Genomic DNA, 24,699 nt, shown 5'->3' on the forward strand with positions numbered 1-24,699 from the left:
CGAATGTGCATCGCTCATGCCGACTGATCGCATGGGGCGATCGCGCCTGCAAGGTTCGCAGCCCTGCCTTGCGGGAAAGAATCCTTCTCCCGCCGTGAAATTGTAAACGACCGCTGCCCAACTCCGCTGCATCTGAAACGATGCAGCGGAGTTGGGCAGCGATTTCAGATTCCACGGCGCCTTTTGCACGTCGTGAACGACGCGCGGCGCTGTAGTGTTGCGTTGACATTCATGCCCCGCCGTCGCAAGAAAGCGCGAGATCAAATCAACGGAGTTGCATCGGAAGCCGTGAGAGCCAAGAGCCATCGCCCGTTTTTCCCGAAAGCCCGCGGCCTCGTCCAGGCCGGCCTTTTCGCCTTTGCCGGCTTTGCGGCCCTGTCCGTGCCGGACACGGCGAAAGCCGATTTTCGCGTGTGCAACGGCACGCAGAACCTCGTCGGCGTCGCTATCGGCTACCGCGCCAAGGAAGGCTGGATGACCGAGGGCTGGTGGCAGGTTCCCGCGACCACCTGCGCCACGCTGATCGAGGGCGAGCTGCAGTCGCGCTATTATTACCTCTATGCCGAAGATGCCGCCCGCGGCGGCCGCTGGACCGGCGACGTCAACATGTGCGTCGCCGAGAACGAGTTCAAGATCACCGGCGTGCAGGACTGCTTCGCCCGCGGTTTCCAGCGCATGGGCTTCAAGGAATACGACACGGGCCGACAGGGGAGCTGGATGGTGCAGCTCTCAGATACGCCAGGGACCCAGGAAAGCCAGAACTGATGAGACGGAACAGAAAAGTCAAAATCCTCGCCACGCTCGGACCCGCATCGTCCGATGAGCAGATGATCCAGAAGCTGCATGAGGCCGGGGCCGACCTGTTCCGCATCAATATGAGCCATGCCAGCCATGACGTGATGCGCACGCTGATCAGCCGCATCCGCGCCGTGGAAGCCCGTTGCGGCCGACCCATCGGCATCCTCGCCGATCTCCAGGGCCCGAAGCTGCGCGTCGGCAAGTTCGCCAACGGCTCGGAAGAGCTGAAGCCCGGCCAGACCTTCACGCTCGACAACAAGGACGTGCCCGGCGACAACACGCGGGTCTTCCTGCCGCATCCGGAAATCCTCGAGGCCGTCAAGCCCGGCCATCGCCTGCTGATCGACGACGGCAAGCTGCATCTGCGTGCCGAATCGTCCGATGGCACGGCGATCGTCTGCACCGTCGTCTCGGGCACCAAGATCTCCGACCGCAAGGGCGTCAGCCTGCCCGATACGCTGCTCGGCGTCGGCGCGCTGACCGAGAAGGACCGCATCGACCTCGATGCGGTGCTGGCGACCGGCAGCGTCGACTGGGTGGCGCTCTCCTTCATCCAGCGTCCGGAGGACCTTGCCGAGGTGCGCAAGGTCGCGCGCGGCCGCGTCGGCCTGATGTCGAAGATCGAAAAGCCGCAGGCGATCGAACGCATCGACGAGATCATCGAGCTTTCCGACGCCCTCATGGTGGCGCGCGGAGACCTTGGCGTGGAAATGCCGCTGGAAGCCGTGCCGGGCCTGCAGAAGCAGCTCATCCGCGCCTGCCGCCGCGCGGGCAAGCCGGTCGTCGTCGCAACGCAGATGCTGGAATCGATGATCTCCGCTCCCGTGCCGACCCGCGCCGAGGTGTCGGACGTCGCGACCGCCGTCTTCGAAGGTGCGGACGCCGTGATGCTGTCGGCCGAATCCGCCTCGGGCGCCTATCCGGTCGAAGCCGTCTCCACCATGGCCTCGATCGCCAGCAAGGTCGAGCGGGACCCGCACTATCCGGGCATCATCTATGCCCAGCGCTCGACCCCGGAAGCCACGGGCGCGGACGCCATCTCGCTGGCCGCCCGCCAGATCGCCGAGACGCTGAAGCTGTCGGCCATCGTCTGTTACACCTCGTCGGGCACGACGGGCCTGCGCGCAGCGCGCGAGCGGCCGGACGTGCCGGTCCTGGCGCTCTCGCCGGTCATCGAGACGGCGCGCCGCCTCTCGGTCGTCTGGGGCTTGCACTGCGTCGTCACGGGCGATGCGGAAGACCTCGACGACATGGTGAACCGCGCCTGCCGCATCGTCGTCACCGAAGAATTCGGCAAGCCGGGCGACCGCATCATCATCTCGGCCGGCGTGCCGCTGCGCACGCCGGGCGCGACGAACATGCTGCGCATCGCCTATATCGGTGCTGACGGCATCAGCGGCGTCTAAAGCATTTCCAGTGAACTCCGGTTCACCGGAAATGCTCTAGACTCTTGTTTTTACCGCATTATCCAACGCCGAAGCGGCTTCGCTTCGGCTGGAAATGCTCTAGGCCTATTCTTCATGATCCCTCGCAAGGCGGGCCTCGGCCCGCCTTGCCGATTCCTGGAGGTCGCGCACCTTCCCGGCGATCTTCTCCAGTGCCTCGACGGCAAGGTCCGTCACGACATAGTCCGGCTTGTGGCCGAGATTGCGGATCCAGACGAGTTCCGATCCGGCTATGTCGCGCGCCAGCCCGCGCGAATGGATTTCCTCATAGACCACGCCATCGGCATCGCCGGTGACGACCACCGTCGGCGCGCGGATCTGCCGGTAGCGCGGCTGTATGCGGCGGACGTATTCCAGGAGGTTGGCGACGTCGGCGGCGTTGTTGCGAAAGGCGTCAGGGCGCAGCACGAGGGCAGGGGCGGTCGCGGCGACATAGTCGTCGGGACGCGGATTGGGCGCGAAGACGAAGCGCGTGCCGCGGCCGATGCGCAGGAGGCCGGCGGGCAGCGCGACGATGCGGGTGAAGAGCCAGCCGATGACGGGCATCTTCGCGACGTCGTAGTACCAGTCGATGCCGCCGGGCCAGGGATGGGTGGCCGGCGCCAGGAAGAGAAGGCCGGCCGTCTTCTCCGGATGCTCCAGCGCGAAGCTGGCGGCGATGGCGCCGCCGAAGGAATGGCCGACGATGATCGCCCTGTCGAGCCCGCGCTTTTCCATCAGCCGCGCGATGGCGCGGGCCTGCCCGTCCGGCCAGCCGTTCTCCGGGCCGCCGCGATCGGAGTAGCCATGGCCCGGCCGGTCGAGGAAGAGCATTGCGGCGCGGCCGTTCAGCTTGTCCCGAAAGGCGTGCATCTGGTCGCGCAGATTGCCGCTGGCGCCGTGGATGAAGACGAGAGGCGGCAGGTCGGCATTCATGCCGGCGGGCACCAGCACGCTGTTGAGGCTGACGCCGCCGACATCGATCCGTTCGCCGATGTTCGGGAATTGCCGCTCGATCGCCCGTGCCTTCCAGACGGTGAAGGCGTAGCCGGCAAGCGCGAGGGCGAGAGGAAGGGTAAGGAGGGCGAGCAGCATGAAACGGAGAGGGAAGGGCAAGGACGATCCGGTTTCCGTTGAGATAGCCGATCCATGCCGTCGGCGCCATGCCGGAGACTATGTGCGCTGGCCGGTCAGCTTTTCCGCAAGGTCGCCCATTTCCTTCTGCGCCTGCCGTTCGGTCGGGTAGATGTCGAGGAATTTCTCCCAGGCCTTCATCGCCATCTCGTCCCGGCCCGACTGGGCAAGGATCGCCGCCATGCCGGCGAGCGCGCCGAAATGCCGGGGCTCGATGGCCAGCACCTGGTTGATGTCGGACATCGACTTGCGGTAGTTGCGCATCTTGAAGTGCAGCGTCGCCCGGCGGTTCCAGCCCTCGACATAGTCGGGTTTCAGGCGAATCGCCTCGTCGAGGTAGTCGAGCGCTGCGGCGTTCTTTTCATCGGCGATGGCCTTGTCGGCCCATTGGATGAGAAGGTTGATGCTGGCGCTGCCCGAATCCTGCCATTCCCGCCGGATCTGGTCGGCGATGCCGCGAGCCTTATCCGGATTGCCTTCGCGCTTCAGCTCGCTGAAGAGTTTCTCGAGACGCTGGGCCGGGGTCGTGAAGGCGCCGGAAGCAGGATCGACGGATGCCTTGTCCACCGTCTGCGCAAGCGCAATGGCCGGGGCGGCCCCGATCAGGACGAGGGAAAGACAGAGTGCTGCGGGCGTAAAAATGCGCATGGCGGTTATGGTAAACCGCCATGGCCGAACGTCAAATCAATATTTTTCGACCACCACGACCCGCTTGCGGGAAGGCGACCGCGACGCTTGGTCAGCCCTGGCGAGCCTTAAAGCGCGGGTTCTGCTTGTTGATGATGTAGATGCGGCCCTTACGGCGAACAAGGCGGTTCTCGCGGTGACGAGCCTTGAGCGACTTGAGCGAATTCTTGATCTTCATTTTTCTGATCCGCGTATTGCAGGGCGACTCGAGTTCGCCGGATTTCCTCAATCAAAAACGCGCCGTTTCGGGCGCGCTTTCAGGTTGGCAGGCATGTACCTTGTCACTTTTGTGCTGTCAACCATTGGCAGCGGGTTTTCCGCGGCAAGGACCGGTTTTCCAGCGTCGCTCAGTCCAGAATCTGGGTGATATGCCCCATTTTCCGACCCGGCCGGGCTTCCGTCTTGCCATAGAGATGGACGAGCACGCCAGGCCTTGCGAGCCAGGCGGGGACGTCCTCGATGTCGTCGCCGACGAGATTCTGCATCACGCAATCCGAATGGCGGCGGGGATCGCCGAGCGTATGGCCGGCGACGGCGCGGATATGCTGCTCGAACTGCGAGATGACGCAGGCCGCCTCCGTCCAATGGCCGGAATTGTGCACGCGGGGCGCAATCTCGTTGGCGACGAGCCCGCCATCCGGCAGCACGAAGAACTCGACGCCGATGACGCCGACATAGTCGAGCTGGTCGAGGATGGCGCGGGCTGCCTTGCGGGCCTGGTTGGCGGTCGCCTCACCGACGCGGGCCGGCAGGGTGGAGGTGTGCAGGATGCCGTTCTGGTGGACGTTTTCCGCCGGATCGTAGCAGGCGATGGTGCCCTCGCGGTCGCGTGCGGCGATGATGGAGATTTCCCGCTCGAACGGCACCAGGCTCTCGAGGATCAGCGGCACCCCGCCGAGCGCCTCGAAGGTGCCTTCGCGATCCTCCGCGGGCGAACGGAAGAGCCGCTGGCCCTTGCCGTCATAGCCGAGCCGGCGCGTCTTTAGGACACCGACGCCGCCGAAGCGGTCGAGTGCGTCTTCGAGGTCGGCCTGGTTGTCCACGGCGGCAAAATCGGCGGTGAGGATGCCGCAGTCGCGGATGAAGCGCTTTTCGACGAGCCGGTCCTGCGAGACCTCCAGCGCGCGCGGCGGGGGATAGACCGGGATGGCCGCGGCAAGCGCCTCTGCGGCGGAAACCGGCACGTTCTCGAATTCGTAGGTCACGACGTCTGAGATGCGGGCAAGTTCGGCAAGCGCGTCCGCATCGTCATAGGCCGCGACGATCTGGGCGTTGGCGACCTGCGCGGCCGGACAATCGGCTTGCGGTTCGAGGATGACGGTCTTGAGGTTCAGCCGGGCAGCCGCCATGGCCAGCATGCGGCCGAGCTGGCCGCCGCCGATGATGCCGATCGTGCGGACGCTCATAGCGGGCCGTCCACGGGATATTCTGCGACGGCGTTCGACTGGTTTTCCCGCCATTCATCGAGGCGGTGGGCGAGTTCCGGATCGCCCAGTGCCAGCACGGCGGCGGCGAGCAGCGCGGCATTGACCGCGCCCGCCTTGCCGATGGCGAGCGTGCCGACGGGAATGCCGGCGGGCATCTGCACGATGGAGAGCAGGCTGTCCTGGCCGGACAGCGCCTTGGACTGGACCGGCACGCCGAAGACCGGCAGCGGCGTCATCGCCGCGGCCATGCCGGGCAGGTGCGCCGCGCCGCCGGCGCCGGCCACGATGACCTTGAAACCCTCCGCCTTCGCCCCGCGGGCAAAGCTGTACAGCCGGTCGGGCGTGCGGTGCGCCGAAATGATGCGGGCCTCGTAGTCGACGCCGAGCGCATCGAGCGTATCGGCGGCGTTCTTCATCGTCTCCCAGTCGGACTGGCTTCCCATGATGATGGCGACGGGGGGCGTTTCTGTCGTGTCCAAGGCGTCTTTCCCGCTTTCAGGCGATGATGTCGGGGATGATCTGGTCTTCCAGCTTGGAGATCTTGTCCTTGAGGACCAGCTTCTTCTTCTTCATGCGCTGGATTCTGAGGGCTTCGCAGCCGATCTGGATCATGGCGTTGATCGCGGCATCGTAGTCTTCGTGCTCCTGGCGCAGCCGTGCAACGGCAAGCCGCAATTCAGCCTGTTCCTGGTCTGCCATGCTATTTCTTTCCCCGTCGTCGGCGGTGCGGCCGAGCCGCGGTCCTCCAGCTTGTATGAAGGCTGCTCCTACCACGAAACCCCTGGTAACGGGAAGTTATCCCTTGCCACGTTTTCGCCTTCGACAAATGAAAAATGACATGGCACACTGGTTCTGTTGCAACCTGGACCACCCGGCATGCGAATGACCGGGTGCAAGCAAAAGGAAGGAACTGTCACATGACGATTGAGGCTCATCTGGCCACGCTCGAAAAGAAGCACTTCGCTCTGGAAGCCGAGCTGCACGCTGCAATGAATCAGCCGTCCTCGGAGGACCAGACGATCGCGGACATCAAGCGTCGCAAGTTGCGCATCAAGGACGAGATCGAGCGCCTTCGCGGCTCCTCTCACTGAAAAGACAGGGATTTTTCCAAAGTTACGGAAGGGGTGAGGGTCGCGGAACAGTTGGTCTGTATGGGAGGACCAGGGTAGGAGCCCATTTCGCGAAACCGCTCCCGGTACACGAAAACCTTAGATGTCGAGACGCCCTGGCCGCCAAGATGGCGCGCCGGGGCGTTCTGTCTCAGGACGGGACATCCGGCTCAGGACCAGAACTGGTCGAGCCAGAGATTGAGCCGGTCGAAGCCCCGCGCGTTGATCGCGTAGATGCGTTTCGTGCCTTGGGATTTCACGCTGACGAGATTGCAGTCGAGAAGGGCCTTGAGGTGCTGCGAGACCGCCGGGCGGCTGATCGGCAGGCCTTCGGAAAGCTCGTTGACGGTGCGCGGCGCCCGGCGCAGCTCCTCCAGCAGGAACCTGCGGTTGGGGTCGGCAATCGCAGCGAAGGGGTCCGGGTGCGCCATGGGCGGACGCTATGGCAAAGCAGCATTTGCGGCAAGTGTTTTGTGCGCTGCGAAGGGCCCGACCCGGTTCAGAGAAAGGCGACCACGCCGTCATAGGCCAGCTTCGCGCCGGCGATGAGGGCCATTGCATACATGAAGGGATAGAAGACGGCGGGCTTCATGCGCTTGACGATGAAACCGCCGATGGCCGTCGCCACGATGGCGAGCGGCACGAGCGTGGCCGATATCGTCAGGTTCGTCGTATCGAGCTGGCCGAGCGCGAAATAGGGGCCGAGCTTGATGACGTTGAGGATGGCGAAAAAGCGCACGGCCGCGCCGGTATAGTCGCGCGGCGACAGCTTCAGCGGCAGGCTGTAGACCTGGAAGGGCGCGCCGCCGGCATGGGCGACGAAGCTGCCGTAGCCGGACAGCGTGCCGAGGAAGGCGGCGGGCACTAGCCGGTGCGGCTTGGGCGGCACGATGTAGCCATGACGCGCGCGCCAGCCGTTGTAGAAGTAGCGGGCGACGAAGAGAACGGTGATGAGCCCGATGATAAGGCGCAGCACATCGCGCGGCACATAGGCCGATGTCGCCCAGCCGATCGCGATGCCGATGAGGGCGCCGGGCAGCAGCATCTTCAATAGCGTGCGGTCGTTGTGCTGGCGCCAGATCCAGAGCGAGACGCAATCCATCACCACGAGGATGGGCAGCAGGATGGCGGCGGCTTGCACCGGAGGAACGGCCATGGCAAGCAGCGGCACGCCCATCAGGGCCAGCGCCTCGCCCATGCCGCCCTTCGTCAGGCCGACCAGGAGGACAGCGGGGATAGCGGCATAGTAGATGGCGGGGTCGATGGACATGGAGGGCGATTGATCCTGTTCGTTCTTCCGTCTATCCGCTTTGATCTGTTATGACGAGCCCGAGTGCCGCATTCTAAGGAAGTTCATCCATGTCCGATGCCAAAACCCGCTGCCGCCTGGTGCTGATCCTGCCCGAGGGCGAGGACCTTTCCGCCCGCGCCGCGATGCTGGAAGGCGCGCTGAAGGGCGGTGACGTCGCCTCGGTGATCCTGCCGCAATACGGGCTGGACGACGGCCAGTTCCAGAAGCACGCCGAAACCCTGGTGCCGATCGTCCAGCAGGCGGGCGCCGCGGCGCTCGTTGCGGGCGATACCCGCGTTGCCGGCCGGGCGAAGGCCGACGGCATCCATGTCACCGGGGGACTCGAAGAGCTCGGCGAGACGATCGAGAAGTTCACGCCGAAGTTCATCGTCGGCGGCGGCAACGCGACGGACCGGCACAGGGCGCTGGAGATCGGCGAGGTGCAGCCGGACTATATCTTCTTCGGCAAGATCGGCGGCGACATCAAGCCGGAGGCGCATCCGAAGAACCTCGCGCTTGCCGAATGGTGGGCCTCGATGGTGGAGATTCCCTGCATCGTGCTCGGCGGCACGGATCCGCACTCCGCATTGGCCGCGGCCGAGACCGGCGCGGAGTTCGTGGCCCTCGACAAGGCGGTCTTCGCCGATCCGGCGCAGGCCCCGCATGTGGTGGCGGCGGTCAATGCCCTTCTTGACGAAAAAGCGCCACGGTTTGAGCAATAGTAGGCGCTCATGATCAGGGCCGTTCTCATCCAAGCTTGCCGTATCGTGCCGGTGGCGCTTCTCGCCGCGGGCGTCCTCGTTGCCGCGCCCGCCTCGGCGGAAACGGCGAAGAAGGGACCGTCCGTGACGGCGGGCAGTGCGGCAAACGCCACCAAGGACCCAGCGGGCGAGATCGAGCCTGCTTCCGCCGACGACCAGTCCGCCACGAAAACGGACGCGGAAGAGGACAAGCCTGCCGACGGCCCGTCGACCGGCCTTTCGGTGCTCGACCGCATGGGCGCCGACCTGCCGGCGCTGCCGGAGGAAAAGCCCTTCACCGGCAAGATCGACGAGGCCTATGGCGCTTTCCAGCGTGGCCGCTACCTGACGGCGATGGAGCTGGCCCTGCCGCGTGCGCAGCTTGGCGACCCGGCCGCGCAGACGCTGGTGGCCGAAGTCCTCGACCGCGGCCTCGGCGTCAAGCGGAACCGCGAGCAGGCCATGTTCTGGTACGAGCAGGCCGCCAATGGCGGCGATCCCACCGGCATGTTCAAATATGCGATCCTGCTGATGGAGCGCTCGCGCTCGAAGGAGGACCGGGCCAAGGCCGACGAGCTGATGAAGAAATCGGCCGATCTCGGCAATGCCTCCGCGCAGTTCAATTACGCGCAGGTTCTGGTGGCCGATTCCCCGGGGGAGAAGGGCCTGCGCGCGGCGCTGCCCTACTACGAGAAATCCGCCGAGCAGGGCATTGCGGATGCGCAATATGCCGTCTCGCAGATCTATGTCAGCCTGAAGGGCCTGCCGGAGGAGAAGACGAGGCGCGCCAGGGAATGGCTGCTGCGTGCCGCACGCGCCGGCTTCGACACGGCCCAGCTCGACCTCGGCATGTGGCTGGTCAACGGCACGGGCGGCGAGCGTGACTACGAGGCCGGCTTCAATTGGCTGAAGCGGGCGGCCGGCGGCGGCAATGCCGTGGCCCAGAGCAAGCTCGCCCAGCTCTACATCCACGCCATCGGCACCCGGCCCGATCCGGTCGAGGCGGCCAAATGGTTCGTTCTCGCCCGTCGCGCCGGGCTCAACGATCCCTCGCTCGAAGACTTCTATCTCGGCCTCAGCGACGCGCAGCAGAAGGCGGCGATCGACGCGGCCAACAAGTATCGCTCAGGCTCCTGAGGCCGCCCCCGTTTACCCTTTGCAGCATCGGGAGCCCTGCATTGCAGCCGACGCAGGGGGCCGAGGCTTGAAACTTCGGGGGATTTGTGGTTTTGAGGCCGCATATTCCGGACCCGGCGCGTTTCGCGCCGCGGCTCTGCCGTTCCGAAGCGCCGGACACTCCCGAAGGATTTTTGCTACATGGCTCGTTCAGCTCTTCTCAACGTCATGGTTCAGGCCGCCTTCAAGGCCGGCAAGTCGCTCGCGCGCGATTTCGGCGAGGTGCAGAACCTGCAGGTCTCGCTGAAGGGCCCGGGCGACTACGTTTCGCAGGCCGACCGCAAGGCGGAAAAGCTGATCCGCGAGGAACTGATGAAGGCCCGTCCGACCTACGGCTTCCTCGGCGAGGAATCCGACGAGATCATCGGCACCGACGGCGCACACCGCTGGATCGTCGATCCGCTCGACGGCACGACCAACTTCCTGCATGGCATTCCCTGTTTTGCGATCTCCATCGCGCTGGAGCGGAACGGCGAGATCGTCGCCGCCGTCGTGCTGAACCCGGCGACGGACGAGCTGTTCACCGCCGAACGCGGCGGCGGTGCCTTCCTCAATGACCGGCGCCTGCGCGTGGCGGCCCGCAAGAACCTGTCGGATGCCGTCATCGGCTGCGGCGTCCCGCATCTCGGCCGCGGCAACCATGGCAAGTTCCTCATCGAGCTGCGCCATGTGATGGGCGAAGTCGCCGGCATGCGCCGCCTCGGCTCGGCCTCGCTCGATCTCGCCTATGTCGCCGCCGGTCGTTTCGACGGTTTCTGGGAGCGCGACCTCGCGCCGTGGGACCTGGCGGCCGGCATTCTCCTGATTCGCGAGGCGGGCGGTTACGCAACCGACCTTGCCGGCGGCAGTGCCATGCTCGACACCGGCACGGTCGTCGCCGGCAACGAATATATCCACAAGGCGCTCAGCGAAGTCGTGCACCGTCCGGTGCCGACGCGCTAAGACCCGGAAATGGGCGGCGCATTCCGCGCCGCTGTTGCCGCTAAGCCCTTCAATTCGGCGCAATCTTCCTCTAGTCTCCCGCCCGACGAGGAAGCGGAGAGACGACGATATGGCGAAGCTTGGGCTGTCGGGCTGGGGAGGGTCGCCCGGGACCGCGGAGGATTATCCCCACAAACTCTCAAGCCCCATGGCCTTCTTCTGGACGATGGTGATCTTCCTCATCATCGTCGGCTTCGTGGCCGCCATCCTCTTCCGCCAGGCGCAATCGGCCTTCCTCAGCAATCCGGGCCTCAACGGCCTCATTCTCGGCGTGCTGCTGATCGGCATCCTCCTGGTCTTCAACCATGTGCTGGCGCTGAGGCCGGAAGTGCGCTGGTTCAATTCCTTCCGCGCCGCCGGCAGCGCCGAGAAGGTCGGGCGCGATCCCGTGCTGCTCGCGCCGATGCGCGCGCTGATCGGCCGGCGGCATTCCGTGGCGCTCTCGGCCACCGCGCTGCGCTCGATCCTCGATTCCATCGCGACCCGCCTCGACGAATCGCGCGATACGTCCCGCTACCTCATCGGCCTTCTCGTCTTCCTCGGCCTTCTCGGCACCTTCTGGGGCCTTCTCGGCACAATCGGCTCGATCAGCCAGGTTATCCAGTCGCTCGATGCTGGCGGCGGCACCGCGAACGACATCCTCAACGCCCTGAAGGAAGGTCTTTCCGCGCCGCTCGACGGCATGGGCACCGCCTTCTCCACCTCGCTCTTCGGCCTGTCCGGTTCGCTGATCCTCGGCTTCCTCGACCTGCAGGCCGGCCGTGCGCAGAACCGTTTCTATACGGAACTGGAGAACTGGCTCTCCTCCGTCACCGATGTCGGCCCGGAACTGCAGCCGGTCGTCGACATGGCGGCCAGTTCCTCCACCGACGTGCAGGCCCTCGCCCAGCAGATCCTGAAGCTGGCGCAGGAGGGCGGCGGCGGCCGTTCGACGGCGGCCATGGCGAGCCTTGCCGAGGGCATTCAGGGCCTCGTGAAGAACATGCGCAGCGAGCAGCAGATGCTGCGCGACTGGATCGAGGCGCAGCAGGAGGAATCGAAGGCCCTGCGCCGCACGCTCGACCGGCTTGCCGCCCGCAGCGGGGAGAAGAACGTCGAGCGCCTGCCTGAGCGCGCGACGGAAAAAGCCCACAAGGCCGGGGGCGAATAAAGATGGCGCTCGCCCGCAACCGGCGCAGCCAGCGCGCGGTCGATTACTGGCCGGGCTTCGTCGATGCGCTGTCGACGTTGCTGCTCGCCATCATGTTCCTGCTCACGGTCTTCGTGCTGGCGCAGTTCTTCCTGAGCCGCGAGATTTCCGGCAAGGACGACGTGCTCAACCGGCTGACGAGCCAGATCAACGAGCTGACCCAGCTCCTGGCGCTTGAAAAGAGTGGCAAGCAGGACCTCGAGGATGCGCTCGTCAATCTCCAGGCCTCGCTTGCCCAGTCGGAAAGCGATCGCACCCGCCTCCAGCAACTGCTCGACAGCGGCGCCGGCGCTTCCGATGCTGCCAATGCCCGCGTCACGACGCTGGAGGGCGAGCTCGATTCGGAAAAGCAGGTGAGCGCGCGGGCCATGAGCCAGATCGAGCTGCTCAACCAGCAGATCGCGGCGCTGCGCAGCCAGATCGCCGCCGTCGAGGAGGCGCTGCAGGCTTCCGAGGCCAAGGACAAGTCCTCGCAGGCAAAGATCGCCGATCTCGGCCGCCGCCTCAATGTCGCGCTGGCGCAGCGCGTGCAGGAGCTCAACCGGTACCGCTCCGACTTCTTCGGGCGCCTGCGCGAGATTCTTTCCGACCGGGAAAACATCCGCATCGTCGGCGACCGTTTCGTCTTCCAGTCGGAGGTGCTCTTCCCCTCGGGCGGCAGCGATCTCAACGAGGCGGGGCAGGCGGAAATGAGCAAGCTCGCCACCGCGCTGCTCGATCTCGCCCGGGAGATTCCCTCCGAGATCAACTGGGTGCTGCGCGTCGACGGCCATACGGACAACGTGCCGCTTTCCGGCACGGGCCGCTACCGCGACAACTGGGAGCTTTCCTCCGCCCGCGCGACGTCGGTCGTCAAGTTCCTGATCTCCAGGGGCGTGCCGGCCAACCGGCTGGTCGCGGCGGGTTTCGGCGAGTTCCAACCGATCACGGAAGGCAGCGACGATGCGGCGCGGGCAACCAACCGCCGCATCGAGCTGAAACTCACCGAAAGATAACTCAGTCCATCTGGATGTTGGCGCCCTCGACCACCGGCTTCCATTTGGCAAGCTCTTCCGTGACGTGCTTGCCCAACTCCTCCGGCGTCGAGCCGACGATGGTGGCGCTGAACTCCTTCATGCGTTCGGCGACGGCGGGGTCCTTCAGCGCCGCATTCGCCGCCTCGTTCAGCTTCGCGACGACCTCGTCCGGCGTGCCGGCCGGGGCGAAGAGCGCGTTCCACGTGTAGGTTTCGTAGGCGGGAATGCCCGATTCGGCGACCGTCGGCACATCCGGGAAGGAGGCGGCGCGCTCCTTCGTGGTGACGGCGAGCGCGCGCAGCGTGCCGGCCTTGATGTGGCCGGAGGAGGAGGGCAGGTTGTCGAACATGATCGGGATTTGGTTGCCGATCACGTCGTTTAGCGCCGGGCCGGAGCCCTTGTAGGGCACGTGCTGCATGCTGACGCCCGCCATCGACTTGAAGAGCTCGCCGGAGAGGTGCAGCGGCGTGCCGTTGCCGGAAGAGGCATAGCTGTAGCCTTCCGGATCGGCCTTCAGCAGCGCCAGCAGTTCCTCGACGGTCTTGGCCGGCAGTTCCGGGTTCACCACCAGCACGTTCGGCACGATGACGAGCAGCGAGACCGGCGCGAAGTCCTTCTCCGCATCGTAGGGCTTGGTCTTGAGGATCAGCGGGTTCAGCGCGTGTGTCGCGACGGTCGCCATCAGGATCGTGTAGCCGTCCGGCTCGGCGCGTGCCACGCGGTCGGCGCCGAGGCTGCCGCCCGCGCCGCCGACATTTTCCACGACGATCTGCTGGCCGAGGATATCGCCCATCTTCTGCGCGATGATGCGCGCGACGACATCCGTCGAGCCGCCGGCGGCGAAGGGCACGACGAGCGTGATCGTCCGGTCGGGGAATTGCTGGGCGCTGGCGGGCAGGCCGAGTGCCAGAGATGCGAGCACGGTGGTGCCGAGGGCCACGAGGGTCCGGCGGGTGAGCGTCGAAAATGTCACGTTGTTTCCTCCCGAGGTGACGTGAAGTCCGCCCCCACAGGATAGGGCGCCCGGCCCGTCAGGCAAGAGCCGGCGTTCAGCCGACTGCGCGGTCCTCTCCAAGGAAGGCCTGGCCGCCATGATCGAACTGCAGGCGCGCGAGGCGGGCGTAGAGCCCGTCCTGCCGGATGAGCGACTGGTGAGTGCCTTCCTCGACGATGCGGCCTGCCTCCATGACGAGGATGCGGTCGGCCTTCAGCACGGTGGCGAGACGGTGGGCGATGACGATCGTCGTGCGCTTGCCCATCTGGCCGTCGAGGGCCTTCTGGACGAGCGTCTCGCTTTCCGCGTCGAGGGCGGAGGTCGCCTCGTCGAGCAGCAGCAGCGGGGCGTCCTTGAGGATGGCGCGGGCGATGGCGATGCGCTGGCGCTGGCCGCCCGACAGCGTGACGCCGCGTTCGCCGACCATGGTGTCATAGCCCCTGTCGAGCCGTTCGATGAACTCTTCCGCCTGCGCTGCCCTTGCGGCGGCCCGCACGGCCTCGTCGCTGACGCCGGACATGCCGAAGGCGATGTTGTCGCGGATGGTCGCTGCGAAGATGGTGACGTCCTGCGGCACGAGCGCGATGCGGCGGCGCAGCTCGTGCGGATCGGCGGCACGAAGATCGACGCCGTCGAGAAGCACGGTGCCGGCATCGGGGTCGTAGAAGCGCAGCACCAGCGAGAGGATCGTGCTCTTGCCGGCGCCGGAAGGGCCGACGATGGCAACGGTCTCGCCGTGCTTCACCGCAAAGGTCAGGCCGTTGATGCTGCGATAGCCGGGACGGGCAGGGTAGGCGAAATGCACATCATTGAAGGTCAGGTCACCGCGCGCGGGCAGCGGCAGGGCCACGGGGTTCGTGGGTGCGGTGATCGCCGGCGGCTCTTCCAGGAGCTCGGTCAGGCGCTCGGCCGCGCCGGCGGCCTGCGAAAGCTCGCCCCAGACTTCCGACAGCGCGCCGAGGCTGCCGGCGGCAAAGACCGCATAGAGCAGGAACTGGCCGAGCGTGCCGGCCGAAAGCGTGCCCGACAGCACGTCGCGGGCGCCGAACCAGAGCACGGCGACGACCGAGCCGAAGATCATGGCAATGGCAAAGCCGGTCAGCAGCGAGCGGGCGCGGATGGCGGAGCGTGCGGCGCCATAGGCCTGCTCGACCGCGCCGAAGAAGCGGGCGCGGGCGGCGTCTTCCGCATTAAAGGCCTGCAGCGTGCGCGTGGCGCCGATCGCCTCGCCGGCATAGGCGGAGGCGGCCGCCAGCGTATCCTGCGCCTCGCGCGAGCGGCGGCGCACCGAACGGCCGAAGGCGACGAGCGGGAAGACGATGATGGGAATGGCGGCGATGACGAGGCTGGAGAGCTTCGGGCTGGTATAGACCATCATGGCGATGGCGCCGAGACAGAGGATGAGGTTGCGCAGCGCGACGGAGGCGGTGGCGCCGACGGCGGACTTGATCTGCGTCGTGTCGGCCGTCAGCCGCGAGACGATCTCGCCGGACTGGTTGACGTCGAAGAAGGCAGGCGAAAGCTTCGTCACATGGGAAAAGACGTCGCGGCGCAGGTCCGCCACGATGCGCTCTCCGAGCGTGATGACGAAGTAGTAGCGCATGGCGCTCGCCAGCGCGAGCAGGCCGGCCAGCGCGAAGAGCATCGTGAAGTAGGTGTTGATGAAACCCGCATCGGCGCCGGAAAAGCCGTGGTCGATCATGCGGCGCACGGCGAGCGGCAGGGCGAGCGTGGTGACGGCGGCCATGACGAGCGCTGCCAGCGCCCCGGCGACGAGGCCGCGATAGCGACTGATATAGGGAGCAAGCCTGCCCAGCGGACGAATGTTGCGGCGCGCCGATTTTTCCTGCGCGCCCTTCTCTCTGTCTGTGGACACCATACCCCCGTTTCCAGCGCCTTCAGGCACGAATTGTCTTTCGGCTCTTGTTATCCGGACGGCCTTCATGTATAGGCTCGCCATCGAATTGGGAAGCCGTAGGTCCGACCGACCGCGGCTTCATTTACGTCTTTGGCCCCGCTGTCGCAATCCATTGCGACAATTGGCCCCCGGAACAGGCAGGAAAGTTGTCATGAAGGCTGATATCCATCCCGCATACCACACCATCAAGGTCGTGATGACCGACGGCACCGAGTACGAAACCCGTTCGACCTGGGGTTCGGAAGGCGCGACGATGAACCTCGAAATCGACCCGAAGTCCCATCCGGCCTGGACCGGCGGCAACCAGCAGCTCATGGACCGCGGCGGCCGCGTCTCCAAGTTCAAGAAGCGCTTCGAAGGCCTCGGCCTCTAATCCGCCTGCTTCGGAAGAGTTTGAGAAACCCGGCTTCGGCCGGGTTTTTTGTTGTGCGGAAACCGCCCCTCATCCCCCTGCCGGGACCTTCTCCCCGCAAGCGGGGAGAAGGGGGTGTCGCGCCGGTTTCCCTTCTTCTGTGGGTAAGTGATTGCGGACAAACAGCGCGCCCAGCCTTCCTCGCCCCGCTTGCGGGGAGAGGATGCCGGCAGGCAGGTGAGGGGCGATCAGCTGCGCCGTAAGCAACAAAAAACCCGGCCGAAGCCGGGTTGTCTCGTGTGATGCGCTTGCGGCTGCTCAATTGCTGCCGAAGGCCGTCTGCAACAGGTTGATCTGGGCCTTGACGCTGTTCTGGTTGTCGGGCGCGAAGGTCTGGACGTCCTGCGGGCGATAGATCTCGCGGTCGAGCAGGGCGATGCGGTTCTGCAGGCGCAGCGAGCGTTCGATGAGGTCGCGGAAGGCTTCCGGCAGGTCGTTCCAGCCGGGCGCGGTCTTGTCGACGTTGAAGCTGTCGAGGCGGACCTTGTTCTTTTCCGAAAGCACCTGGTCGCGGCTCATCTCGCCATTGTTGACGGCGCGCTGCAGGAGCAGCCAGGAGGCCATCTGCATCAGGCGGGTGGTGAGGCGCATCGATTCGGCCGCATAGAGCACCGAGGCCATGCGGGGAAGCACCTTGGAGGCTTGGCGGCCGACGCCGTCCAGATAGCTCGCGGTCTCCTCGACCAGACCCATGCCCTCGGCATACAGGGACTTGAATTGCGCCGACGCCGCAACGTGGCCAGCGAAGCTGACGGTATTCAATCCTCTTTCGGACATGGTTTCATCCCTGTTGAACGCATCACATGCAGGTAACGGAAGGTCGGCCTGCGGTGTTCCAATCGGCCGGTCTGTGTCGTGAGGATGATCCCATAACCCAATTCGCGCAAGGGTATTCTTAAGAAAGGGTTAATCTCCACAATTCTTTCGGGACAGGCCGTGCGTGGGGCGGCGGCGAGCAAAAAAAGAGCCGCGGGAAGCGGCTCTCAAGGTAAAACAGGGAGAAAAATCAGACCGAAACCCCGGGGGGTGAAAATGTCTGAATCCGGAAGGACCGGATGCACAAGTAATAACAGGGAAGGCTTAATGGCCGGTTAACTTTATTGGTGGTTTGCTCGTGCCTGTGCCTTTTCGGCAAGGCTGCGGCAATCCGGCACAGGTTCAGCGGAACAGGTTTTCCGCCGCCGAGCGGCTCGCGCCCTTCTTCAGCTTCTCCGCTTCCAGCCGTTCGATTTCCGCGCGCAGGAGGTCGATTCGGGCGGCAAGCTCATCGACGGAAAGCAGCGAGAGATCGCTGCCGATCTCATGGGCGATCTTCTTTACGGGGCGATCGTCTTCGAAAAAGCTCATGCGGGGCGCTCCTCCTGTTGCTCGTCGGCGGCCTGCGGCTGGGCGAGAGCGCGCGGCGAAAGCTGTAGGCTTTCCGGCGTGGTGAGCGTGCCGGGGTTGAGGGTCGTGTAGGTCTCGCGCATCTCGGCCGGCAGCGCGGCGCGGCGGCGGCTGCGGAAGATGGCGTAGACGGTGATAAGGATATGCGCACAGCAGGTGACCATGAAGAGCGCATAGGGGCCGACCGCGGACATGATCGGGCCGCCGAGCGTCGGGCCGATGATCGTGCCGACGCCGTAGAGCAGCAGGAGGCCGCCGGAGACCTTGACGAAGTCCTCGGGGCTGGCGAAGTCGTTGGCGTGCGAGACGGCGATGGGGTAGAGCGCGTTCGCCATTGCGCCGTAGAGGGCCGTCAGCACCAGAAGCACGATGACGGAGGCCGGCTGGAAGACGAAGAGCGACAGGCCCGCCGCCGCGGCAATGGCCGAGAGGGCCGCGAGCACGATGCGCCGGTCGACCCGGTCGGACAGGCGGCCGGCGGGCAGCTGCATGACGGCGCCGGCGAAGATGGCGACGCTCATCATGATGGCGATCGTGCTGGAGGTGAGGCCGGCATTGGCTCCGAAGACCGCGCCGAGCGTACCGAAGGCGCCGTTGGCGATGCCGATCAGCACGATGCCGACGCTCGCGACCGGCGAGGTGCGGTAGAGGGTGGGGATGTCGAGCCTGACCTGCTTCAGCGGCTGCGGCGAGGCGGCGGTGGAGAGCGTCGTCGGCAGCATGGCGAGGCAATAGAGGATGCCGGCGAACATGAAGAGCATCGGTGTCGTGACGTCGCCCAGCGCCACGGTCATCTGGCCGCCGACGGTGCCGACGAGGGTGATGGCGATGTAGAGCGAGAAGATCAGCCCGCGGCTTTCATTGGTGGCGCGCTCGTTCAGCCAGCTTTCGATGATCATCGAGGTGCCGGCGATCGAGAAGCCGGTGACGGCGCGCAGCGCGATCCACCAGACCGGATCGACCAGCATGCCGGTGAGCAGCGCGATGATGGCGATCAGCGAGGCGAAGCCGGAAAAGGCGCGCACATGGCCGATGCGCTTGACCACGGTGGGCGCCAGAAGGCAGCCCAGAACGAAGCCGGACGCCCAGGACGTGCCGAGCAGGCCGAGCATCGTCGTCTCATAACCTTCGAAGGCGCCGCGCATGGGCAGGAGCAGGCCGTGCAGGCCGTTCCCGAGGAAGAGGAACAACGTGCCCATGAGAAGCGCGAAGACGGAAATGAGGTTTTTACGCATGAGGTTTTCGTGAGTTTCGCCAATGGGTAAGGAATAGCGTACCTGCCACCGATTGCCAGATGCAAAGCGCGCGGGCGAGCGATTTTCAGGCGCCACGCTGATCGCTTGGAAAAGTGTCTGAGGTGTGACAGGAAGGGCGGAGAAAGGCCGTCATGTCGAAAATCCTTCCCGCCCTGCTTCTCGCCGTCATGCTGCTGCATCTCGTCCGGCCCCTCGGCCTGCCGGGGCTGAGACGGCGCGCGGATTTCTGGAAGATCGCCGTCGTCGCCATCGCCTTGATGATGCTGACCGTGCTGATCCGGCCGTAACAAGATGTTGCCCAACAGGACCAGCCGCGACCAGAAGGCTGCAAACCTCTTCTTGACCATTTATCCTCCGGGCGCGGTGGTGGAACCTCGGCTCGGAGGCCGAGGATGACGGCAGTGGGTGGCGCGAGGGGTGCTGCTGGATCCTGAAACGCAAAAGGGCCACCCGAAGGTGGCCCCCATGAGGTTTGGTCCGGTGCGGACCCGGGCCTTGCGGCCCGAAGGAAGGCGGGGATCAGAACGAGGGCTGCCTCGTTGCGTTCACCACAATTCCCATGCCCGAAGCCAAGACCGAAATCTCATTAGACATTGGATCACCTTCCTTTCTCAACGTTGACGATAAGAGGAATGTAAGCGATCCGACGCCAAGCGCAAGGGTTCTGCCGTTATTTCTGCTGGTGCAGGACGTCGACGCCCGGCAGGGGCTTGCCTTCCATCCATTCCAGGAACGCGCCGCCGGCGGTCGAGACATAGGTGAAATCGTCGGCGACGCCGGCATGGTTGAGGGCGGCAACGGTATCGCCGCCGCCGGCGACGGAAACCAGCTTGCCTTCCTTGGTACGGGCAGCGGCGTGTTTGGCGGCGGAGACCGTCGCAGCGTCGAAGGGCGCGATCTCGAAGGCACCCAGCGGGCCGTTCCAGACGAGCGTCGCAGCGCGCGAGATCCAGGCATTGACCGCCTCGACCGTCTTCGGGCCGACATCGAGCATCATGGCATCGGCCGGGATGGCGTTGACGTCGACCACCTGGTTCTCGGCATTGGCCTTGAACTCGCGGGCGACGACGCCGTCTTCCGGCAGCACGATGGCGCAGGTGGCGGTCGCCGCCTCGATCATGATCTGCTTGGCGGTGTCTGCAAGATCATGCTCGCAGAGCGACTTGCCGACATTGGTGCCGCGGGCGGCGAGGAAGGTGTTCGCCATGCCGCCGCCGATGACCAGCGCGTCGACCTTCTTCACGAGGTTCATCAGGAGGTCGATCTTGGTGGAGACCTTCGCCCCGCCGACGATGGCGACGACCGGACGGGCCGGGTTGCCGAGGCCCTTCTCGAGGGCTTCCAGCTCGGCCTGCATGGTGCGGCCCGCATAGGCGGGCAGGAGGTGCGCCAGGCCCTCGGTGGAGGCATGGGCGCGGTGGGCGGCGGAGAAGGCGTCGTTGACGAAGATGTCGCCGTTTGCGGCCAGAGCGGCGGTGAAGTCCGGGTTGTTCTTCTCTTCGCCCTTGTGGAAGCGGGTGTTTTCCAGAAGCAGGACATCGCCGTTACCCATGGCGGCGATGGCGGCGGCGGCCGGCTCGCCGGTGCAATCGGCGGCAAAGCCGACCTTCCTGCCGAGGACGTCGTTGACGGCGGGCAGGATCTGCTCCAGCGACATTTCAGTGACGACCTCACCCTTCGGGCGGCCGAAATGGGCGAGCAGGATGACCTTCGCGCCCTTTTCCGAGAGTTCGCGGATGGTCGGGGCGACGCGCTCGATGCGGGTCGCATCGGTGACCTTGCCGTCCTTGACCGGCACGTTGAGATCGACGCGGACGAGCACGCGCTTGCCGGCGATGTCGGTGAGGTTGTCGAGGGTCTTGAAGGTCATGAGGAGTGGGCTCCCGTCAAAGTCTTGTAAATAGGGTGGGGTAGTCGGTCACGAAGCCGTCGGCATCGACCGGAAGCTCCGCGCTGAATGTGCGATCCGCCGCTTCATAGAGGTAACGGCTTGCCGGCGCGAGGCAGGTATAGTGCTGGCCGTCCACGAAGGGCATGAACGTATCGAACGGGACGTAGACCATGGCCAGCGTCGTCTTCCCCTGTTCGACGGAAAGACCCAGCCGCCGGATCGGCAACGTGTTGGTGAAGGGCGAGCCGGCGAGATCGATGTCCATGCAGCCATCGAAGGCGGGAAGGGGTTTTCCGTCCTCTCCGCTCCAGCGGCCTTCGCCATCCGATGTCATCGCGATGCGCCGGCCGGCCATGTCTTCGACGAAGAAAGCGCGGACGCGCCAGGCGGTATCGAGATCGATGCGGTAGCGAACGCCGAAGGGCCGGTTGCCGTGGTCGCCGATCACGGTGCTTTCGGCCCGAAGGCCGCCATCGACGGCGCGCACGGTCAGGTGTTCCAGCCCCTCGCCCTCCAACGGACGCCAGCGGACCGTCTTGAGGACAAGGGGCGGGAACATGTTTGGCGTCCTTAGATCAGCTTGCCGAGGGCAACGGCCGTGTCGGACATGCGGTTCGAGAAGCCCCACTCGTTGTCGTACCAGGAAAGGATGCGCACGAGGTTGCCGTCGAGGACCTTGGTCTGGTCGGCGGCGAAGTTCGAGGAGTGGCTGTCGTGGTTGAAGTCGATCGAGACCAGCGGGCCGGTGACGTAGTCGAGGATGCCCTTCAGCTCGCCTTCGGCGGCTTCCTTGATGGCGGCATTGACTTCCTCGGCGGTGACGTTGCGCTTCGGCACGAACTTCAGGTCGACGACCGAGACGTTCGGGGTCGGCACGCGGATGGCCGAACCGTCGAGCTTGCCCTTCAGCTGCGGCAGCACGAGGCCGACGGCCTTGGCGGCGCCGGTGGAGGTCGGGATCATCGACAGGGCCGCCGCGCGGGCGCGGTAGAGGTCCTTGTGCATGGTGTCGAGGGTCGGCTGGTCACCCGTGTAGGAGTGGACCGTCGTCATGTAGCCCTTCTCGATGCCGAAGGCCTTGTCGAGCACGTAGGCGACCGGCGCGAGGCAGTTCGTCGTGCACGAGGCGTTGGAGATGACGCGGTCGTCCTTGGTCAACGTGTTGTGGTTGACGCCGTAGACGATGGTCTTGTCGGCATTGTCGCACGGGGCCGACACGATGACGCGCTTGGAGCCGTTGGCGAGATGCGCGCCGGCCTTTTCCTTCGTCGTGAACAGGCCGGTGCATTCCAGCGCGATATCGACGTCGCCCCAGGGCAGTTCCTTGGGGTCGCGGATGGCGGTGACGCGGATCGGGCCGCGGCCGACGTCGATCGTGTCGCCGGAAACGGTGACGGTGCCGGGGAACTTGCCGTGCACGGAATCGTAGCGAACGAGATGCGCGTTGGTCTCGACCGGGCCGAGATCGTTGACGGCGACGACCTCGATGTCGGTGCGGCCGGATTCGACGATCGCGCGCAGAACGTTGCGGCCGATGCGGCCAAAGCCGTTGATGGCAACTTTCACAGTCATTTCGGGTTTCTCCCTATCAATAAACGTTTGGCGGGGCAGGGCGCGGCAGGCCGCGCCTTACGCACTCAGGCGAGCTTGGCTTCCGCGGCGGCGACGACGGCCTCCGGCGTGATGCCGAAGTGCTTGTAGAGGTCCTTGTAGGGGCCGGACGCGCCGAAGGAGGACATGCCGATGAACACGCCGTCCGAGCCGATGAAGTGGTCCCAGCCCTGGCGGATGCCGGCCTCGACGGCGATCTTGACCGGCGAATTGCCGATGACCGCCTGCTGGTAGGCTTCCGGCTGCTCGGCGAAGAGCTCGACGCAGGGCACGGAGACGACACGGGTCGAAATGCCCTTGGCCGACAGCGCCTGCTGCGCCTTGACCGCAATCTCGATTTCCGAGCCGGAGGCGAAGAGCGTCACCTGGGCATCGCTCGCCGAGACGAGATCATAGGCACCGCGGGCGCAAAGATTCTCTTCCTCGTATTCAAGGCGCACCGGCATCAGGTTCTGCCGGGTCAGCGCGATGGCCGAGGGGCGGTTGTGGCTTTCCAGCGCCAGCTGCCAGCATTCCGCCGTTTCCGTGGCGTCGGCCGGGCGGAAGACGAGCAGGTTCGGGATGGCGCGCAGCGCCGCCATGTGCTCGACCGGCTGGTGCGTCGGGCCGTCTTCACCGAGGCCGATGGAATCGTGCGTCAGGACATGGATGACGCGGATGCCCATCAGCGCGGCGAGGCGGATCGACGGACGGCAATAGTCGGAGAAGATCAGGAAGCCGCCGGAATAGGGGATGAGACCGCCATGCAGCGCCATGCCGTTCATCGCAGCCGCCATGCCGTGCTCGCGCACGCCGTAGTGGATGTAGCGGCCGGAGAAGTCCGTCGGGGTGATCGACTTGGTCTGGCTCGTCTTGGTGTTGTTCGAGCCGGTGAGGTCGGCCGAGCCGCCGATGGTTTCCTGCAGCACGCCGTTGATGACCTCAAGCGCGTCTTCGGAGGCCTTGCGGGTCGCCGGGTTCGGCTTGGTCTCGGCGAGTTTCTTCTTGTAGGCGGAGATGGCCGAATCGAGACCGCTTTCGAGGTCGCCGGCGAAGCGGCGGACGAACTGGGCCTTCTTCTCGGCTTCGGTCTTTTCGAGGCGCGATTCCCATTCCTTGTGGGCCTTGGCCGAGCGGAGGCCCGCGAGACGCCAGGCGTCGAGCACGTCGGAGGGCACGACGAAGGCTTCCGATTCCCAGTTCAGCGCCTTGCGGGTGGCGGCGATCTCTTCCGCGCCGAGCGGCGAACCGTGCACCTTGTGCGTGCCGGCCTTGTTCGGGGCGCCCCAGCCGATCGTCGTCTTGCAGGCGATCATGGTCGGCTTGTCGGACTTCTGCGCCACTTCGATCGCCGCGGCGATCGCATCCGGATCATGGCCGTCGACGGCGATCGTGTTCCAGTTCGAGGCGCGGAAGCGGGCGTGCTGGTCGGTCGAGTCGGCGATCGAGATCGGGCCGTCGATGGAGATGTTGTTGTCGTCCCAGAACACGATCAGCTTGTTGAGCTTCAGGTGGCCGGCGAGTGAGATTGCTTCCTGGCTGATCCCCTCCATGAGGCAGCCGTCACCCGCGAGAACGTAGGTGTAGTGTTCGATGAGGTCGGAACCGAACTCGTCGCGCAGCTTGCGTTCGGCGAGCGCCATGCCGACGGCGTTGGCGATGCCCTGGCCGAGCGGACCGGTGGTCGTCTCGATGCCGGCGGCATGGCCGTATTCCGGGTGGCCGGCGGTCCTGGCGCCGAGCTGGCGGAAGTTCTTGATCTCGTCGATCGTGATGTCCTCGTAGCCCGTCAAGTACAGGAGCGAATAGAGGAGCATCGAGCCGTGGCCGGCCGACAGCACGAAGCGGTCGCGGTTCGGCCAGGACGGCGTCTTCGGATCGAAGGAGAGGAAGCGGGTGAAAAGAACCGTTGCGATGTCTGCTGCGCCCATGGGCAGGCCGGGGTGACCCGAGTTCGCCTTTTCCACGGCATCCATGGAAAGGAAGCGAATTGCGTTCGCCATCCGGTCGTGTTTTTCGCGAGAGATCATGACTGTTCCGTATTCTTCGGGGTTCAGGGCCGCTGCCCTTTCGGGCATCGGTTAGGAAGCGGGGTGACACATAGCAGGTGCACCGTCGGAGTCAACGAATTCGGCGGTTTTTCCGGCCTTTGAAGGCCGATTCCGCCGGCTTTTTTAGCGTTTTCGAAAGGGTGCGGGAGAGGGCTTGCGCTCCTTGCGGGAACGCTGATCCACAGGGGCTTTCCCGCGTGCACGGCCGCGCTGTTGACGCTCGGGCCCG

At 65.4% G+C, this 24,699-nt stretch carries 27 protein-coding genes; 10 read left to right on the plus strand and 17 right to left on the minus strand.

Translation table 11 applies throughout. The features are described 5' to 3' along the window. Positions 1-375: 375 nt before the first annotated feature. On the plus strand, positions 376-765 hold the full coding sequence (locus tag MUU56_RS16070; protein WP_306414950.1) for a DUF1036 domain-containing protein: 390 nt from the start codon (positions 376-378) through the stop codon (positions 763-765). Then, entirely contained in the window at positions 765-2,204 is a 1,440-nt protein-coding gene (pyk, locus tag MUU56_RS16075; protein WP_244768302.1) for a pyruvate kinase, read from the plus strand. Before MUU56_RS16070 ends, pyk begins: the two co-directional genes overlap by 1 nt. 105 nt (positions 2,205-2,309) lie before the next feature. On the opposite strand, the gene MUU56_RS16080 is transcribed toward pyk, so the two are convergent. The 6 genes from MUU56_RS16080 to MUU56_RS16105 all read right to left on the minus strand — a co-directional run bounded on the left by MUU56_RS16080 (position 2,310) and on the right by MUU56_RS16105 (position 6,169). Continuing rightward, entirely contained in the window at positions 2,310-3,314 is a 1,005-nt protein-coding gene (locus MUU56_RS16080) for an alpha/beta fold hydrolase (protein ID WP_398432315.1), read from the minus strand. A gap of 81 nt (positions 3,315-3,395) precedes the next feature. Further along, complete coding sequence (locus MUU56_RS16085; protein WP_280531080.1) at positions 3,396-4,004, minus strand: tetratricopeptide repeat protein; 609 nt, start codon at positions 4,002-4,004, stop codon at positions 3,396-3,398. Positions 4,005-4,095: 91 nt separating this feature from the next. Beyond that, the gene (gene ykgO, locus MUU56_RS16090) at positions 4,096-4,221 is read right to left on the minus strand and encodes a type B 50S ribosomal protein L36 (RefSeq protein ID WP_024271182.1); all 126 of its coding nucleotides are present in this window, start codon (positions 4,219-4,221) and stop codon (positions 4,096-4,098) included. Between the two features lie 169 nt (positions 4,222-4,390). Next, positions 4,391-5,449 (minus strand): 5-(carboxyamino)imidazole ribonucleotide synthase, encoded by a 1,059-nt coding sequence (locus MUU56_RS16095; protein ID WP_244768303.1) that lies wholly within the window; start codon positions 5,447-5,449, stop codon positions 4,391-4,393. Then, a complete protein-coding gene (gene purE, locus MUU56_RS16100; protein ID WP_244768502.1) occupies positions 5,446-5,913 on the minus strand; it encodes a 5-(carboxyamino)imidazole ribonucleotide mutase in 468 nt (155 codons plus the stop codon). The genes MUU56_RS16095 and purE overlap by 4 nt, the downstream gene beginning before the upstream one ends. A gap of 52 nt (positions 5,914-5,965) precedes the next feature. Further along, complete coding sequence (locus tag MUU56_RS16105; protein WP_244768304.1) at positions 5,966-6,169, minus strand: YdcH family protein; 204 nt, start codon at positions 6,167-6,169, stop codon at positions 5,966-5,968. A gap of 218 nt (positions 6,170-6,387) precedes the next feature. Between MUU56_RS16105 and MUU56_RS16110 the strand changes: the two genes are divergently transcribed. Continuing rightward, a complete protein-coding gene (locus MUU56_RS16110; protein ID WP_064496056.1) occupies positions 6,388-6,561 on the plus strand; it encodes a YdcH family protein in 174 nt (57 codons plus the stop codon). Positions 6,562-6,749: 188 nt separating this feature from the next. On the opposite strand, the gene MUU56_RS16115 is transcribed toward MUU56_RS16110, so the two are convergent. Then, a complete protein-coding gene (locus tag MUU56_RS16115) occupies positions 6,750-7,010 on the minus strand; it encodes an ArsR/SmtB family transcription factor (RefSeq protein ID WP_244768305.1) in 261 nt (86 codons plus the stop codon). Between the two features lie 68 nt (positions 7,011-7,078). Further along, complete coding sequence (locus MUU56_RS16120; protein ID WP_244768306.1) at positions 7,079-7,849, minus strand: sulfite exporter TauE/SafE family protein; 771 nt, start codon at positions 7,847-7,849, stop codon at positions 7,079-7,081. Positions 7,850-7,938: 89 nt separating this feature from the next. Between MUU56_RS16120 and MUU56_RS16125 the strand changes: the two genes are divergently transcribed. The 5 genes from MUU56_RS16125 (at position 7,939) to MUU56_RS16145 (ending at position 12,951) form a co-directional block, all read left to right on the plus strand. Continuing rightward, complete coding sequence (locus MUU56_RS16125; RefSeq protein ID WP_244768307.1) at positions 7,939-8,592, plus strand: thiamine phosphate synthase; 654 nt, start codon at positions 7,939-7,941, stop codon at positions 8,590-8,592. 9 nt (positions 8,593-8,601) lie between these two features. After that, the gene (locus MUU56_RS16130) at positions 8,602-9,747 is read left to right on the plus strand and encodes a tetratricopeptide repeat protein (RefSeq protein ID WP_244768308.1); all 1,146 of its coding nucleotides are present in this window, start codon (positions 8,602-8,604) and stop codon (positions 9,745-9,747) included. A gap of 180 nt (positions 9,748-9,927) precedes the next feature. Further along, on the plus strand, positions 9,928-10,728 hold the full coding sequence (locus MUU56_RS16135; protein ID WP_244768309.1) for an inositol monophosphatase family protein: 801 nt from the start codon (positions 9,928-9,930) through the stop codon (positions 10,726-10,728). 109 nt (positions 10,729-10,837) lie between these two features. Then, a complete protein-coding gene (locus MUU56_RS16140) occupies positions 10,838-11,917 on the plus strand; it encodes a MotA/TolQ/ExbB proton channel family protein (protein WP_244768310.1) in 1,080 nt (359 codons plus the stop codon). A 2-nt stretch (positions 11,918-11,919) separates the two neighbouring features. Further along, positions 11,920-12,951, plus strand: coding sequence for a peptidoglycan -binding protein (locus MUU56_RS16145; RefSeq protein ID WP_244768311.1), 1,032 nt, complete (start codon positions 11,920-11,922; stop codon positions 12,949-12,951). Position 12,952: 1 nt separating this feature from the next. Here MUU56_RS16145 and MUU56_RS16150 read toward each other — a convergent pair whose 3' ends face one another. Together MUU56_RS16150 and MUU56_RS16155 are read right to left on the minus strand one after the other, a co-directional pair. Further along, positions 12,953-13,945, minus strand: coding sequence for a Bug family tripartite tricarboxylate transporter substrate binding protein (locus tag MUU56_RS16150; protein ID WP_244768312.1), 993 nt, complete (start codon positions 13,943-13,945; stop codon positions 12,953-12,955). A gap of 76 nt (positions 13,946-14,021) precedes the next feature. Further along, entirely contained in the window at positions 14,022-15,845 is a 1,824-nt protein-coding gene (locus MUU56_RS16155; RefSeq protein ID WP_244768313.1) for an ABC transporter transmembrane domain-containing protein, read from the minus strand. Between the two features lie 190 nt (positions 15,846-16,035). Here MUU56_RS16155 and rpmE point away from each other — a divergent pair, with 190 nt between their 5' ends. Further along, entirely contained in the window at positions 16,036-16,257 is a 222-nt protein-coding gene (rpmE, locus tag MUU56_RS16160) for a 50S ribosomal protein L31 (protein ID WP_023516320.1), read from the plus strand. 297 nt (positions 16,258-16,554) lie between these two features. Here rpmE and rcdA read toward each other — a convergent pair whose 3' ends face one another. From rcdA to MUU56_RS16175, 3 genes are all read right to left on the minus strand, one after another. Continuing rightward, a complete protein-coding gene (rcdA, locus tag MUU56_RS16165; RefSeq protein WP_244768314.1) occupies positions 16,555-17,073 on the minus strand; it encodes a protease adaptor protein RcdA in 519 nt (172 codons plus the stop codon). 381 nt (positions 17,074-17,454) lie between these two features. Beyond that, positions 17,455-17,643 carry a DUF1192 domain-containing protein gene (locus MUU56_RS16170; protein WP_064331139.1) on the minus strand — a complete coding sequence of 63 codons (189 nt, stop codon included), beginning with the start codon at positions 17,641-17,643 and terminating at the stop codon, positions 17,455-17,457. After that, a complete protein-coding gene (locus MUU56_RS16175) occupies positions 17,640-18,917 on the minus strand; it encodes an MFS transporter (RefSeq protein WP_244768315.1) in 1,278 nt (425 codons plus the stop codon). Before MUU56_RS16175 ends, MUU56_RS16170 begins: the two co-directional genes overlap by 4 nt. Positions 18,918-19,069: 152 nt before the next feature. Between MUU56_RS16175 and MUU56_RS16180 the strand changes: the two genes are divergently transcribed. Then, entirely contained in the window at positions 19,070-19,225 is a 156-nt protein-coding gene (locus tag MUU56_RS16180; RefSeq protein WP_244768316.1) for a hypothetical protein, read from the plus strand. 383 nt (positions 19,226-19,608) lie between these two features. Here the strand turns inward: MUU56_RS16180 and MUU56_RS16185 are convergent, their stop codons facing one another. From MUU56_RS16185 to tkt, 4 genes are all read right to left on the minus strand, one after another. Next, positions 19,609-20,808 (minus strand): phosphoglycerate kinase, encoded by a 1,200-nt coding sequence (locus tag MUU56_RS16185; RefSeq protein ID WP_244768317.1) that lies wholly within the window; start codon positions 20,806-20,808, stop codon positions 19,609-19,611. A gap of 16 nt (positions 20,809-20,824) precedes the next feature. Next, positions 20,825-21,388 (minus strand): putative glycolipid-binding domain-containing protein, encoded by a 564-nt coding sequence (locus tag MUU56_RS16190; protein WP_244768318.1) that lies wholly within the window; start codon positions 21,386-21,388, stop codon positions 20,825-20,827. 11 nt (positions 21,389-21,399) lie between these two features. Further along, a complete protein-coding gene (gene gap, locus MUU56_RS16195; protein ID WP_244768319.1) occupies positions 21,400-22,401 on the minus strand; it encodes a type I glyceraldehyde-3-phosphate dehydrogenase in 1,002 nt (333 codons plus the stop codon). Between the two features lie 65 nt (positions 22,402-22,466). Then, positions 22,467-24,449 carry a transketolase gene (tkt, locus tag MUU56_RS16200; RefSeq protein WP_244768320.1) on the minus strand — a complete coding sequence of 661 codons (1,983 nt, stop codon included), beginning with the start codon at positions 24,447-24,449 and terminating at the stop codon, positions 22,467-22,469. Positions 24,450-24,699: the final 250 nt, after the last annotated feature.

The sequence above is a fragment of the Shinella yambaruensis genome (genome assembly GCF_022899355.1).
Taxonomy (GTDB): Bacteria; Pseudomonadota; Alphaproteobacteria; order Rhizobiales; family Rhizobiaceae; genus Shinella; species Shinella yambaruensis.